Raw genomic sequence first — 14,288 nt, 5'->3', positions numbered from 1 at the left:
CAGAAAGAGAATCATGAGCACTCAGACCGAACAGGCGCTCCTGGACAGCATCCCCACCGGCCTCTTCATCGGCGGTGAGTGGATCGACGGCGAGACCGGCGGCACGTTCGACGTGCAGGATCCCGCGACCGGTGCCGTGATCCGCACGATCGCCGACGCGACGCCCGCAGACGGCATCCGCGCCCTCGATGCGGCCGTCGCCGCGCAGGACGCGTGGGCCGCGACGGCTCCGCGCGTGCGCAGTGAGATCCTCCGCCGGGCATTCGACCTCGTGCAGGAGCACAAGGAGGACCTGGCGCTGCTCATGACGCTCGAGATGGGCAAGCCGCTCGCCGAGGCGCGTGGCGAGGTCGGCTACGGCGGCGAGTTTCTGCGCTGGTTCAGCGAGGAGGCCGTGCGCATCAGCGGCCGCTACGGCATCAACCCCGAGGGCACCGGCCACATGGTCGTGTCGCAGCGCCCGGTCGGACCGTCGTTCTTCGTGACGCCGTGGAACTTCCCGTTCGCGATGGCGACGCGCAAGATCGCTCCGGCACTCGCGGCCGGCTGCACCGTGGTGATCAAGCCCCCGGCGCTCACGCCGCTGACGACGATGTACTTCACGAAGCTGCTCGAAGAGGCCGGCCTTCCCGCCGGTGTCGTCAACGTCGTGCAGACCTCGAAGTCGAGCGCGCTGTCGGCGCCGATCATCGCCGACCCGCGTCTGCGCAAGCTCTCCTTCACGGGCTCGACCGAGGTCGGACGCAAGCTCATCGCCCAGGCGGCGGAGGGCGTGCTGCGCGTGTCGATGGAACTCGGCGGCAACGCCCCGTTCGTGGTGTTCGACGACGCCGACCTCGACAAGGCCGTGGACGGTGCGCTGGCCGCGAAGTTCCGCAACATCGGACAGGCCTGCACGGCGGCGAACCGTTTCATCGTGCACAAGGACGTCGCGGGCGAATTCGCCAAGCGTGTCACCGAGCGCGTCAACGGCATGAAGATCGGCCGTGGCACCGAAGAGGGCGTGGCGATCGGACCGCTCATCGACGCGGATGCGGTCGCGAAGGCCGGCGAACTCGTCGACGATGCGGTCGGTCGCGGTGCGACGCTGCTCGCAGGTGGCAAGGCTGTGGAGGGCACGGGCACGTTCTACGAGCCGACCGTGCTGACCGATGTCGTCGCGGGAAGCGCGATCCTGCGCGAGGAGATCTTCGGACCGGTGCTCGCGATCGCGACCTTCGAGACCGAGGAAGAGGCCGTGCGCCTGGCGAACGACACCGAGTACGGACTCGTGTCGTACGTCTTCACCGAGAACCTGCAGCGCGGCCAGCGGATGATCGACGGGCTCGAGACCGGCATGATGGGTCTCAACGTGGGCGTTGTCTCGAACGCGGCCGCACCCTTCGGCGGCGTCAAGCAGTCCGGCGTCGGCCGCGAGGGCGGCTTCGAGGGCATCCACGAGTACCTGTCCACCAAGTACACGCTGATCCCGGTCTCCTGATTTCCGATGCGGGGCCCGCGCGTCGGGCCCCGCACCACCACACGAGAGGACATGTCATGACCGACTACGCCGTCACCAACCCCGCCACCGGAGAGACGCTGGCGTCCTTCGACACGTTCACGGATGCCCAGATCGATGAGGCGGTCGCCGCCGCCGACGAGGCCCACCGCGAGTGGTCGCGCTCGTCGACGGTCGCCGAGCGCGCGGCCCTCGTCCGGCGTGCCGCCGAGCTGCACCGCGAACGCCGCGAAGAGCTCGCCGACATCTTCGTGCGTGAGATGGGCAAGCCCCGCGAGGCCGCCCTCGGCGAGGTCGACTTCGCCGCCGACATCGCCGAGTACTACGCCGACCAGGCGGAGTCGATCATGGCCGACCAGCCGATCGCGATCCTGGGGGAGGGGTCGGCCATCATCCGCCGTTCCTCGCTCGGCCCGCTCGTCGGCATCATGCCGTGGAACTTCCCGGCGTACCAGATCGTGCGCTTCGCCGCTCCCAACCTGATCGTGGGCAACACGATCCTGCTCAAGCCCGCCCCGCAGTGCCCGGAGTCGTCGACCGCGATCGAGAAGATCTATCACGATGCCGGATTCCCGAAGGGCGCCTACCAGAACGTCCTCGCGACGAACGAGCAGATCGCGACGATGATCGCCGACCCGCGCGTGCAGGGCGTCTCGCTCACCGGATCCGAACGCGCCGGTGCCGCGGTCGCCGAGATCGCCGGACGCAACCTCAAGAAGGTCGCACTCGAGCTCGGCGGCTCCGACCCGTTCATCGTGCTCTCCACCGACGACCTCGACGCCACGGTGCAGGCCGGCGTCGATGCGCGCCTCGACAACAACGGGCAGGCCTGCAACGGCGCGAAGCGCTTCATCATCGTCGACAGCCTGTACGACGCCTTCGTCGAGAAGTTCACGGCGGCGATGGCGGCCGTCGAGGCGACCGATCCCATGCTCGACGACACGGTCCTCGGTCCGGTGTCGTCCGAGACGGCTGCGGTCAACCTGCAGAAGCAGATCGACCAGGCGGTCGAGCAGGGAGCGACGCTCCTCACCGGCGGCACCCGTGACGGCGCGTTCTTCGCTCCGACCGTGCTGGCTGACGTGACGCCCGAGATGAACGTCTACCGCGAGGAGCTCTTCGGCCCCGCCGCCGTCGTCTACCGCGTGGCGGATGAGGACGCGGCGGTCGAGCTCGCGAACGACACCACCTTCGGTCTCGGCTCCTACGTCTTCACGACGGATGCCGCGCAGGCGGAGCGCGTTGCCGACAAGATCGAGGCGGGCATGGTCTACGTCAACCTCGTGCTCGCCGACAGCCCCGAGCTGCCGTTCGGCGGCGTCAAGCGCAGCGGCACGGCCCGCGAACTGGGTCACCTGGCCGCGGACGAGTTCGTCAACAAGAAGCTCATCCGCATCGGCTGAGCGCACGATGAACGGCCCCTCGCAGAACGCGGGGGGCCGTTGTCGCATCCACCACCGAATGCGGGACGGATGCCCTGTCGGTGGGGACATCGAGTGCGAGACAATGGCGGCATGAGCGCGCACACCGACCCCATCGAGATGCTGACCACCGACCGGAGCCGGGAGCTGCTCGGCACGCAGGAACTGGGAAGACTCGTCACCCACGTCGGGGACACGATCGACATCTTCCCGGTGAACTACGTGGTCGACGGCGACGGCATCCTGTTCCGCACGGCGCCGGGCAGCAAGCTGTTCGAGCTGACGGTGAACACCGACGTGCTGTTCGAGGTCGACGATCATACCGACACGGACGCCTGGAGCGTCATCGTTCGCGGGCACGCGACCGCTCTGGAGGCGGATGCGGACGTGCACCGCGCGGATGCCGCGGGCCTTCGCCCCTGGATCCCCACCCTCAAGCGCGTCTACGTGCGCATCGACCCGACGTCGGTCTCCGGGCGGGCGTTCCGTCGCAGTGCAGAGCCGGACCGGGATGGTGCTCAGGAGTACTGAGCGCCGCTCGTCGCCCTCAGGCGGAGAAGAGCTTCAACTCCTCGGAAGTGAAGTAGTTCTGGGTCACGTCCGTGATGCGCACGAGGTACTTTCCCCGCTTCCCGTCGATCGAGACGACGGTTCCGACATTGCCGGTCATCGTCGGTCCGGTGATCTGCACGGTGTCTCCGATGGCGAAGTCGCTCATTCTGCATCCTCTCGTCGTGCCGTGACCCCGGATGCGCCGGCGAGCGTCTCGGCTTCTTCTGATGCTTCGAGGCTAGATCGCGCGTCGAAGCGGCGACAGTGTCGGATGTCGGCAGTTCGAGTGACATCTGTCACGGTCGTCCGACGAGCCTCAGCCCCGTGCCTCGGGCGTAGGGTCGAAGCATGGCAAACGTCGCTGAGAACATCGTCAAGACTCTGCACGCCAACGGGATCGACCGTGTCTACGGCATTCCCGGGGACTCGCTGAACGGCTTCACGGATGCGCTGCGCAAAGACGGCACGATCCGATGGGTGCATGTGCGGCACGAGGAATCCGCCGCGTTCGCCGCCGCCGCCGATGCCGCAACCACCGGCGAGCTCGCCGTCGTCGCCGGATCCTGCGGGCCCGGGAACCTGCATCTGATCAACGGCCTCTACGACGCCAACCGCTCACGTGTTCCCGTGCTCGCGATCGCCGCCCACATCCCCACCACCGAGATCGGAACCGGATACTTCCAGGAGACGCATCCGCAGGAGCTCTTCCGCGAGTGCAGCGTCTATGTCGAGTACGTCGCCGATCCGAAGCAGATGCCGCGCCTGATGGAGATCGCCATGCGTGCTGCCATCGAAGAGCGCGGGGTCGCGGTGCTCGTGATCCCCGGTGACGTCGCCCTGGCGGACATCGCCGACGACCGTGCCGTCGTGATCGAGCGCACCCGCCCGGTGGTCGTGCCCAATCCGGCGGAGCTCGAGAAGGCGGCGACGCTGTTGAACGCCGCGAAGAAGGTCACGATCCTCGCGGGAGCCGGCGTCGAGGGCGCGCACGACGAGGTCATCGCGCTCGCCGACACACTGGGTGCTCCCATCGTGCATGCGCTCCGCGGCAAGGAGTTCATCGAGTACGACAACCCCTTCGACGTGGGGATGACGGGGCTTCTCGGCTTCGCTTCGGGCTTCCGGGCCATGGAGGCCGCCGACGCGCTGCTGGTGCTGGGCAGCGACTTCCCGTACGAGCAGTTCTACCCCGACAACGCGACGACGATCCAGGTCGACATCCGTGGTGCCCAGCTCGGCAAGCGGCATCCGCTCGATCTGGGGCTGGTCGGCGATGTGCGTGCCACGGCGGACGCACTGCTGCCTCGACTGGCGCGCAAGGACGACCGCACGCACCTCGACGATGCCACCGCGCACTACCGCAAGACTCGCAAGAAGCTCGACGAGCTGGCGGTGCCGGCCAAGGGCAAGCGTCCCATCCACCCGCAGTACCTCGCTCGTCTCCTGGACGAATACGCGGCCGACGATGCGATCTTCACGGCCGACGTGGGGTCGCCGACCGTGTGGGCGGCCCGATACCTCTCGATGACCGAGAACCGGCGACTGATCGGCTCGTTCACGCACGGCTCCATGGCCAATGCGCTGATGCACGGCATCGGGGCCCAGGTCGCACACCCCGACCGTCAGGTCGTGGCGCTCGCGGGTGACGGCGGCCTCTCGATGATGCTCGGCGAGCTGCTGACCCTGACGCAGAACAAGCTGCCCGTGAAGACCGTCGTGGTCAACAACTCGTCGCTGAACTTCGTCGAGCTCGAGATGAAGGCCGCCGGTTTCGTGACGTACGGGACGGGGCTGGACAACCCCAGCTTCGCTGCGATCGCCGAGGCGATGGGGATCTTCGCACGCCGGGTGGAGCGGAGCGAGGACCTCCCCGACGCCGTCCGCGAAGTGCTGGCCCATGACGGTCCCGCTCTGCTCGACGTGGTCACCGAACGGCAGGAGCTCTCCATGCCGCCCGCGATCGAGGCGGCGCAGGTCAAGGGCTTCGCGCTCTACGCGATCCGCACGGTCATGTCCGGGCGCGGCGACGAACTCCTCGATCTCGCGAAGGCCAACTGGCGCCAGCTCTTCTGAGACGGCGCCCCCAGCGACGGCGCCGTCTCGCCGGCCCTGCGCTCAGCTCTCCAGGTGCGCGCGGATCTCGGCGGCTTCGCCGTGACGGCCGAGTGCCTCGAGCACGTTGCCGAGCTCGAGGGCCGACACCTGCAACAGCGGCGGGTGTCCGGCCGCGTGCTCGATGGCGCTGCGGTAGACCGGGACCGCGTCGGCTGAGCGCTCGTTGCCGGCGAGCACCCGTGCCGCGAACAGCTCCGAGCCTCCGGCCGAGCCCAGGTCTCCGAGCGCTGCGAAGCCGTCGGCCGCGGTGAGAGCAGCCGAGACGGCTTCATCGACACGGCCGAGCTCGGCCAGCGCCCGTGCGCGCGAGTCGGTCACATCCGCGAGCAGCCACTCGGCCTCGTGCTGCTGCGCGAGGGCGGCGACCTCGTCGAAGAGCCCGAACGCCCGCTCATCGCCGCGTCCGCCGTAGGCCTGGCCGAGACTGTGCAGAACCTCGGTGAGCGCGCCGACGGCTTCGGGCGCGCGCCGCACGATCTCGGCGGCGGACTCGAACAGGGCGATCGCATCGTCGTGCTCGTCGAAGCGCGCGAGGATCTTGGCCTGCTCCGTCATCGACATCGCCTGGTCCGCGTGCTCCTCGGCCTGCCCGAACAGTTCGGAGGCATAGCCGTGCGCACCGACCGACTGACCGAACTCGCCCGCGGCGCTCAGGGCGCGCGCGAGCATCGACACGGTCATGGCGCGCGAGCCGGCGGGGACGTCGGCCTCCTCCTCGCGCTGCAGCACGTCGCCGAACAGCTCTGCGGCTTCTTCTGCATCGCCGACACGCAGCATCGCGCGCGCGAGACGGAAGTCGAGTCCGGTCGTGTCCGCTCCGGCTTCGCCTCCCAGGCGCGCGGCGAGGCGGTAGCGCGAGACGGCTTTCTCCGGCTCGTCCGCGTCCTCCCAGAGGGCTCCGGCGAGCAGGTGCGCGTCACCGAGCGCGCGGGTCGCTCCCAGTTCGGCGAGCAGGCGGCAGGCCTCGTCGGCATCGGCCGCGCCCTCCAGGTATGTGTTCCCGCCGCCGCGCACGCGTGCGCGGGTCTGCAGCGCCTGGGCCCGGTGGCCCGCGCTGAGGTCGTCCTGAGCGAGGAAGCGGTCGAGCAGCGCGCTCCCCGCTTCGAGGTCGCCCTTGCTCAGCACGGCCGAGATGGCCAGCAGCGTCGTGGTGTTCGTCAGACGGGTGTCCTCGGCCTCGGCGAACGACCGCGCCGCCACCTCGGCGTGATCGAGCGCGGCGTCGGGTTCGCCGGACTGCAGGTGCAGGGCGGCGCGGCTGATCGCGAGGTCGCCGCGCGTCCAGGCGGGCAGGTCGTCCGATGCGCCGATCTCCTCTTCGAGCGCGGCGGTCGTCTCCGGGGTGTTCAGGCCGAACGTCGCGAGGCCGATGCGCTCCTCGAGGTCGGCCTGCACGTCGCGGCCGGCCGCCCGCAGCGCAGCGATGCGTTCCGGCAGAAGCTGCAGGGCCTCGTCGGCGCGATCGAGGGCGATCAGGATGCCCAGGCGCATCGAGAGCAGCTGGGCGCGCTTGGCGGGGTCCTCGACCTCGAGGGCACGGGGCAGGGCCTCGAGCGTCTCGTGCTCGGCGCCGAACTGGGCGAGCTGCATCGCCCGCTCGAACCATCCGTCCGCGTCGACCGGTGTGGTGGTGGGTGCCGCGGCGACGAACGCGTCGGAGCGGATCGGAACGTCGTACCGCTCGTCCGCCAGCGCCCGCATCCGTTCCAGGCTGCGGGCGTGCCCGTCCGTCCCGTCACGCTCGTCGAAGCCCGCTCCGATCCGCTCCGCAGCGGTCCACGCGGCTGCCGCGAGCTCGGCGGCGCTCCAGGTGCCGTCGTGCTCGCCGAAGAACGGGACGAGGGCGGCCGACTCCGCGCCGCGCACGGGAGTGTCGCCGTGTCCGACGGCCGTCACCCGGTCCAGCGCCACGGCGAGGGCCGCGAGAGCCGCGAAGTGGGCGTCGACGTTCAGGCCGTCGTGCGCGAGCCAGGAGATGTGCTTCTCGACCAGTGCGAGCGCGCGCGCCTCGTTGCCGGTGAGGGCTGCGAACACGATGTTGTTGGCGACGATGCGAAGGTTGTCGGGGTTGTCCTTGGCCAGTCGGTAGCTGCGCAGATGCGCGGTCTTCGCCTCGTCGAGGCGTCCGGCACGCAGGTAGGGCAGGAGCACGCGCGAGAGGGCGTGCTCGGGCTCCTCTCCACAGGAGAATCCGCCCTCGATCATCTCCTCGACGAGCACGATCGCCTCGGCGTCGCGGTCGGTGTCGGCGAAGAAGCCCGCGATCTGACTGCGTCCACAGGCGTCGCAGTGGCTGTGGTCGTCGCGCGGCGTCGCCTCCAGCTGCACGCGCAGCGCCTCGGCCTCGTCCATGCGACCGGCGTCCCAGGCGTCCTCGAAGCGCGCGGTGAGCACGCCGCTGACGCCGAGCCCCGCGGCGCGGTAGTGCGACTCCATGTCGTCGAGCACGGCGGCGATCTGCTCCTGCGAGAACGCGGGGGAGGACCGCAGCGACGAGGCCATCCACTTGAACTGCCACATCAGATCGGCTCCGCCGTTGTCGAGATCGGCCGGGAAGCGCTGCGGGTCGGCATCGTGATGGGCGAGGCACCACGCGAACGAGTTGAGCATCACGTCGGTGGCGCCGTTCATGTTCGCCGACGCGGTCTGACGCATCCGAGCCTCGTACTCGAGCCGCTCGTCGCCGATCTCGATCGCCAGGGCGACGGCCTCGGAGACCAGCGCCTGCTCTGCGGGCCCCCAGGGGGTGCGATCGATCTCCTCGATCAGCTGCTGGAAGCGCTTCTTCGGACGTGCCATGGAGGGGACCTTTCGGTGAAGAGTCAGCGGGCGTCGCCGAAGGGGATGGTGTCGCCCTCCAGACCGGCCGAGAGCGAGACGAGGTCGGCGAGGGCGCTGGTCATCAGCGTCCGGTCGGCGTCCGCGAGCGGATGGTGCCCGGCGAGAAGCGCCTGGATGTAGAGGAGCTGCACGGTGCGCGCGAAGACGGCGTCGTCCTGCACGCGCACCAGGGCGCGCACGACCCGATTGGACCAGTTCAGGCACAGGCGCGCGCGCAGATCGTCGTCGCGGGCGGATGACAGGGTCTGGTCGATGCGATCCAGCACACCGCCCCAGAGGGCCCCGGTGACGCCCCTGGTGCGTCCGCGGTCGATCGCCCGCAGCACCTCGGGGTCGGCCACGTAGAGCCCGGCCAGATCGGGGCGGTCGATCGACCGGACGACCACGGAGCAGTCGGATGCGGCGAGCACGGCACCGGCGCGCGCTTCGAGGGCGACGGCCGCATCGCGGTCGTCGAGGGGTGGCGGATCGAGACGATCGAGTTCGCCCGTGACATCCACCTTTTCGACGGAGACGTGCGGGTAGAGGTCGGGCAGCATCCGGATCAGATCGGCGTCGTAGAGGTAGCCGCCGTTGACGAGCACCTCATCGGAGGGGGAGATGCCGGCCACCTGGCGGAATTCGTCCACGCTCTGCGCATAGCGGATGTGCGGGTATCTCTCGACGAGGTCGCCGACCCGCACCGTGCCGTGCGTCGTCTCGACCGTCAACCAGCGGGAGATGAAGTGGGCGAGCTCCTCGTCGTGGCGCACCAGGGATTTGAGGCCGACCTCGTGCACGGCGACGAACTGCGCGAGACGATGGGGTTCGCGCAGCCCCAGCTCGAGCACCCAGCGGCGGATGCCGGCGCCCAGCTGCTCGCGCACGCGTTCGAGCGCCGCGTCCTCGACGAGCGATTCCCTGCTCGCGGTGGGAGCGAGGCCGGTGGAATCGATCACGGCGCGCACGAAGAAGGCCCAGTCGGGGAGCACGTCGTCGACGCGCTCGGAGAGCAGCATCCGTCCCAGGTACATGCGCGTGGCCTGGCGTGCACCGGGAGGAGGGGCGAACGGCAGCACGTACGCGAGGCCGCGCGTGCCCGTCGCGGGCTCGCTCAGCTCGATGACGTCGAGCGGACTCGCGCCGAGGAGATCCCGACCGTAGCCGACCGCCGCTTCGGGGTCCTGCGCGGCGTCGAGGAACGGAGCGTCTCGGGTGATGTCGATGTCGCCGGCGGCGGCGTCGATCGTGACGCGCACCGGCAGGAACTCCCCGAACGTCGTCGCCAGCTCGTGCACGGCGGCGGGGCGCAGCAGCTCGTCGGCGTCGAAGCGCGGGACGAGGTGCACACTGGTGCCGATCGGCAGCTCCTCGTCGATCTCGGCCACCTGGAACGTGCCGTCGGCACTGCCGGTCCACTCGACCGAGGCGCCGCCGCGGGCGCTGCGCGAGCGGATGACGATCGTGTCGGCGACCATGAAGCAGCTGAGCAGACCGATGCCGAACTGCCCGAGGTAGTCGCTGCGGGGGAGGTCGAAGATGTCCCGCTTGGAGCTGCGGCCGACCGTCGCCAGCAGATCGGCGACCTCCGTGGCGGTCAGTCCCACGCCGTCGTCGCGCAGCACGAACTCGCCGGTCTCGGCGGTCAGCGGAGTGATCCGGATGCGGCCGCCCCCACCGTCGACCTCGCGGCGGGCGGTGATCGCGTCGCGAGCGTTCTGCAAGAGTTCTCGCAGGTACACGCGAGGACTGGAGTAGATGTGCCGGCTGAGCAGATCGACGACTCCGCGCAGATCCACCTGGAACTGCTGCACTTCAGCGCTCACCGGCGCTCCCTCCTCCTGCATACGCTCGCTGAGCCTAACAAGAACACGCCATCGCGATCCCGGTTCGGCGCGACCGGATCGATGCCGTATGCTTGTGGGGCAGTTGTTGTCTGCATTCTTTCGCCATGCCTGGGGTCTTTTGATCGCGGCTACGGTGGCAGAGTGGGGAGAACACCCCGAGACCTCCCGGTCTCTAGGGCGGTAGCTCAATTGGCAGAGCAGCGGTCTCCAAAACCGCAGGTTGCAGGTTCGATTCCTGTCCGCCCTGCGCGTCAGCGCAACGCTGACACACGAAAGGTACATTCAGGATGGATCAGGACGAACCGCGCGGCGAGGTCGTCGCGGCCGGCGCCACCCGCGAGAAGAAGGGCAACCCCTTCTCCCAGTTCTTCGGGAGCATCGCCCTGTTCATCCGCCAGGTCATCGCCGAGCTCCGCAAGGTCGTCACCCCGACTCGCAAGGAGCTGTTCAAGTTCACCGGGGTGGTGCTCGTCTTCGTGATCATCGTCATGGGCATCGTCTACGGCTTGGACTTCGCCTTCGGGCTCTTGGCGCACTGGGTGTTCGGAATCCCTGGCTGATGACCCCCGCGGCTCGCGCCGCAGCTATGGAGAAAACAACGTGTCTGAACGATATTCCGACGACGCCGACTGGGCGACCGCCGCAGAGCAGTCCAGCGAGGAAGACGAGGCCCAGGAGGGCAACGTCCTCGCTGAGGAAGAGCTCTCGGTCACCTCGGCGGAACACGTCGCGGTCCACGTCGAAGATGAGGACGGCGAAGAGGATGACACGGCTGACATCGACATCGACATCGACGACCCGGAGGCGGACGCGATCGTGAACGACGCTCTCAACCTGGACGAAGCGGCTGAGTCTGAGGCTGCCGCTGAGGTCCTCAACGAATCAGTGGCCGAAGAGGTCGCCGAGCAGGAGGCGGAGGCGGCCGACGAGGTCACTCCCTACGACGGTCCCGAGCTCGGCGCCGACGACGCGCAGGCCGACGAGGACTCCTCGACGGACGAAGACGACGAGGACGCCGAGGAAGACCCGTACGAGGCCTTCCGCATGGACCTCCGCATGCTCCCGGGCAAGTGGTACGTCATCCACTCCTACGCCGGTTTCGAGCGCAAGGTGAAGGCCAACATCGAGCAGCGCAAGTCGACGCTCGAGGTCGAGGACGAGATCTACCAGGTCGAGGTCCCGATGGAAGACGTGGTCGAGATCAAGAACGGCCAGCGCAAGATGGTCACCCGCGTGCGCATCCCCGGCTACGTGCTGGTGCGCATGGAGCTCACGGAAGACACCTGGTCGGTCGTGCGGCACACCCCGGGTGTCACCGGCTTCGTGGGCAACGCCCACAACCCGACGCCGCTGCGCTTCGAAGAGGCCTTCAACATGCTGAAGTCGCTCGTCGAGGTCAAGGACGTCCCCACGGCCAAGAACATCGCGTCGAAGGGCGGCGTCGCCGTCGCTCGTCCGCTGCCGGCCGAGGTCGACTTCGAGGTCGGCGAGACCATCACGATCAAGGAGGGCTCGTTCGCGGGTCTTCCCGGTTCGATCAGCGAGATCAAGCCCGAGAGCGGCAAGCTCACGGTCCTCGTCTCCCTCTTCGAGCGCGAGACGCCGGTGGAGCTGTCGTTCGACCAGGTCACCAAGATGGTCTGACACACATTCACACGAGAACGGCCGTCCCTCTCGGGGCGGCCGTTCTTGCGTCGGGCAGGCGTCCGTTGCGCCGCTGAGCGGCCGTGGCCCGCAGGACTCCTTCTGATCGGGTAGACTTGTGTGGTTTGTGCGACGCTTCGGCGTGCGCGGAGACGACCACGTTCCGGAACCGCCGGATCTGTGGGAGAAGCGGATGCTCCGGCATCCGATTCGATGAAAGGAAAGAGAATGGCACCGAAGAAGAAGGTGACCGGCCTGATCAAGCTTCAGATCAACGCCGGTGCAGCCAACCCGGCGCCGCCGATCGGCCCCGCGCTCGGTCAGCATGGCGTCAACATCATGGAGTTCTGCAAGGCGTACAACGCCGCGACCGAGTCGCAGCGCGGCAACGTCATCCCCGTCGAGATCACCGTCTACGAGGACCGCAGCTTCACCTTCGTCCTGAAGACCCCGCCTGCTGCGGAGCTCATCAAGAAGGCCGCCGGCGTCCCCAAGGGCTCCGCGACCCCGCACACCGTCAAGGTCGCGAAGATCACCAAGGACCAGGTCCGTCAGATTGCCGAGACCAAGCAGGCCGACCTGAACGCGAACGACATCGAGGCCGCGATCTCGATCATCGCCGGCACCGCCCGTTCCATGGGCATCACGGTCGAGGGCTGAGGAGAATAATCATGGCTACCAAGTCCAAGGCTTACAAGGCTGCCGCCGAGAAGATCGAGGCAGACCGTTTCTACACCCCCACCGAGGCCGTCGCCCTCGCGAAGGAGACCGGCTCGACGAAGTTCGACTCGACCGTCGAGGTCGCGCTGAAGCTCGCCGTCGACCCCCGCAAGGCGGACCAGATGGTGCGCGGCACCGTCATCCTGCCCCACGGCACCGGTAAGACCGCCCGCGTCATCGTCTTCGCCACCGGCCCCGCGGCCGAGGCTGCGATCGCCGCAGGTGCCGATGAGGTCGGCGGCGCCGAGCTCATCCAGAAGGTCGCCGATGGCTGGACCAACTTCGACGCCGCTGTCTCCACCCCGGAGCTCATGGGCCAGGTCGGTCGTCTCGGAAAGGTGCTCGGACCGCGTGGTCTGATGCCGAACCCGAAGACCGGCACCGTGACTCCGAACCCGGCCAAGGCCGTCGAGGAGATCAAGGGCGGAAAGATCGAGTTCCGCGTCGACAAGCACGCCAACGTGCACTTCGTCGTCGGCAAGGCATCCTTCACCGCAGAGCAGCTGAACGAGAACATCGGCGCAGCGCTCGAGGAGATCGTCCGCCTCAAGCCGTCGAGCTCGAAGGGCCGTTACATCCAGAAGGGTGCGGTGTCGACCACGTTCGGCCCCGGCATCCCGCTGGACGTCAACTCCATCTGAGTCTGACTCTCTGAAACGCCCCCGGGTTCGCCCGGGGGCGTTTCTGCGTCCTGCTGGCGCTCGAACGGGGCAGGGCCCCGAGAGGGCCGGCCAGCCCGCGAAACGCAACGTCATCGGATGCGGCGAACCGCCGAGCGCCACGTACTGTAGGGGAGTTCCCGCGTCGGTCGCGTAAACTCGCACCGCGCTTCACACCCCAGGAGGGTTCATGTCCCGTCGTCTCATCGCCGTCACCGCACTCGTCGTCGCCGCCGCAGCCCTGACCGCCTGCAGCGGGTCGAGCACGCCCGCGAGCACCTCGGGCAGTGGCGAGAGCTCCGCGAGTTCGGAGTACGGTCTCGCGAAGGACGGCACGCTCACCGTCGGAACTGAGGGCACGTATCGCCCGTTCAGCTTCCACGGCGACAACGGCGCCGGCGACCTGACCGGATACGACGTGGAGATCATCGAAGCCGTCGCCGACAAGCTCGGCCTCGAGGTGAAGTTCGAAGAGACCCAGTGGGATGCGATCTTCGCGGGCCTCGACGCCGGACGCTTCGACGTGATCGCCAACCAGGTCACGATCAATGACGAGCGTGAGGCGAAATACCTCTTCAGCACGCCCTACACGGTCTCGCCCGGCGTGATCGTCGTGAACGAGGACGACGACTCGATCTCGTCGTTCGCCGACCTCGAGGGCAAGACCACCGCACAGTCGCTCACGAGCAACTGGAACGACCTCGCCACCGAATCGGGTGCCAAGGTCGAGGGCGTCGAGGGCTGGGCGCAGGCCGTCGAGCTCCTGCGTCAGGGCCGCGTCGATGCGACCATCAACGACAAGCTGACGTTCCTCGACTACGAGACGACCAACAGCCCGACCGGTCTGAAGATCGCCGCCGAGACCGAAGATGCCGGCGAGCAGGCCTTCGCGTTCACCAAGGACAAGGAAGCGCTCGTCACGGCGGTCGACGGGGCGCTCGACGAGCTGCGTGCGGACGGAACTCTGGCCGAGATCAGCAAGAAGTACTTCGGCGAAGACGTCTCGCAGTAA

The 14,288-nt window shown here is 68.3% G+C and carries 12 protein-coding genes and 1 tRNA gene; 10 read left to right on the top strand and 3 right to left on the bottom strand.

Features of this window, described 5'->3' with window-relative positions; genetic code table 11:
* Nucleotides 1–13: 13 nt before the first annotated feature.
* From MST3598_RS13870 to MST3598_RS13860, 3 genes are all read left to right on the top strand, one after another.
* Nucleotides 14–1,480 (top strand): NAD-dependent succinate-semialdehyde dehydrogenase, encoded by a 1,467-nt coding sequence (locus MST3598_RS13870; protein ID WP_029258914.1) that lies wholly within the window; start codon nucleotides 14–16, stop codon nucleotides 1,478–1,480.
* Between the two features lie 56 nt (nucleotides 1,481–1,536).
* Nucleotides 1,537–2,901 (top strand): NAD-dependent succinate-semialdehyde dehydrogenase, encoded by a 1,365-nt coding sequence (locus MST3598_RS13865; protein ID WP_029258913.1) that lies wholly within the window; start codon nucleotides 1,537–1,539, stop codon nucleotides 2,899–2,901.
* 111 nt (nucleotides 2,902–3,012) lie between these two features.
* A complete protein-coding gene (locus tag MST3598_RS13860; RefSeq protein WP_029258912.1) occupies nucleotides 3,013–3,450 on the top strand; it encodes a pyridoxamine 5'-phosphate oxidase family protein in 438 nt (145 codons plus the stop codon).
* 16 nt (nucleotides 3,451–3,466) lie between these two features.
* Here MST3598_RS13860 and MST3598_RS18545 read toward each other — a convergent pair whose 3' ends face one another.
* Entirely contained in the window at nucleotides 3,467–3,637 is a 171-nt protein-coding gene (locus tag MST3598_RS18545) for a hypothetical protein (RefSeq protein WP_021201069.1), read from the bottom strand.
* A gap of 182 nt (nucleotides 3,638–3,819) precedes the next feature.
* Here MST3598_RS18545 and poxB point away from each other — a divergent pair, with 182 nt between their 5' ends.
* Nucleotides 3,820–5,544: a ubiquinone-dependent pyruvate dehydrogenase gene (poxB, locus tag MST3598_RS13855; RefSeq protein WP_021201068.1), complete on the top strand. Its 1,725-nt coding sequence runs from the start codon at nucleotides 3,820–3,822 to the stop codon at nucleotides 5,542–5,544.
* Between the two features lie 42 nt (nucleotides 5,545–5,586).
* Here the strand turns inward: poxB and MST3598_RS13850 are convergent, their stop codons facing one another.
* On the bottom strand, nucleotides 5,587–8,385 hold the full coding sequence (locus MST3598_RS13850) for a hypothetical protein (RefSeq protein WP_029258911.1): 2,799 nt from the start codon (nucleotides 8,383–8,385) through the stop codon (nucleotides 5,587–5,589).
* Between the two features lie 23 nt (nucleotides 8,386–8,408).
* The gene (locus MST3598_RS13845; protein WP_036271551.1) at nucleotides 8,409–10,232 is read right to left on the bottom strand and encodes an HSP90 family protein; all 1,824 of its coding nucleotides are present in this window, start codon (nucleotides 10,230–10,232) and stop codon (nucleotides 8,409–8,411) included.
* Between the two features lie 195 nt (nucleotides 10,233–10,427).
* On the opposite strand from MST3598_RS13845, the gene MST3598_RS13840 reads away from it, so the two are divergent.
* The 6 genes from MST3598_RS13840 (at nucleotide 10,428) to MST3598_RS13815 (ending at nucleotide 14,288) form a co-directional block, all read left to right on the top strand.
* A tRNA-Trp gene (locus MST3598_RS13840) sits at nucleotides 10,428–10,500 on the top strand.
* Nucleotides 10,501–10,540: 40 nt separating this feature from the next.
* On the top strand, nucleotides 10,541–10,813 hold the full coding sequence (gene secE, locus MST3598_RS13835; RefSeq protein WP_096359604.1) for a preprotein translocase subunit SecE: 273 nt from the start codon (nucleotides 10,541–10,543) through the stop codon (nucleotides 10,811–10,813).
* 40 nt (nucleotides 10,814–10,853) lie between these two features.
* Nucleotides 10,854–11,897 carry a transcription termination/antitermination protein NusG gene (nusG, locus tag MST3598_RS13830; RefSeq protein ID WP_021201064.1) on the top strand — a complete coding sequence of 348 codons (1,044 nt, stop codon included), beginning with the start codon at nucleotides 10,854–10,856 and terminating at the stop codon, nucleotides 11,895–11,897.
* A gap of 228 nt (nucleotides 11,898–12,125) precedes the next feature.
* Complete coding sequence (gene rplK, locus MST3598_RS13825) at nucleotides 12,126–12,557, top strand: 50S ribosomal protein L11 (protein WP_017829145.1); 432 nt, start codon at nucleotides 12,126–12,128, stop codon at nucleotides 12,555–12,557.
* 11 nt (nucleotides 12,558–12,568) lie between these two features.
* Nucleotides 12,569–13,258 (top strand): 50S ribosomal protein L1, encoded by a 690-nt coding sequence (gene rplA / locus MST3598_RS13820; RefSeq protein WP_021201063.1) that lies wholly within the window; start codon nucleotides 12,569–12,571, stop codon nucleotides 13,256–13,258.
* Nucleotides 13,259–13,466: 208 nt separating this feature from the next.
* On the top strand, nucleotides 13,467–14,288 hold the full coding sequence (locus MST3598_RS13815; protein ID WP_029258909.1) for an amino acid ABC transporter substrate-binding protein: 822 nt from the start codon (nucleotides 13,467–13,469) through the stop codon (nucleotides 14,286–14,288).

This window comes from Microbacterium sp. TPU 3598 (genome assembly GCF_002356155.1).
GTDB lineage: Bacteria > Actinomycetota > Actinomycetes > Actinomycetales > Microbacteriaceae > Microbacterium > Microbacterium maritypicum_A.
This window is presented reverse-complemented; position numbering and strand designations above follow the sequence as displayed.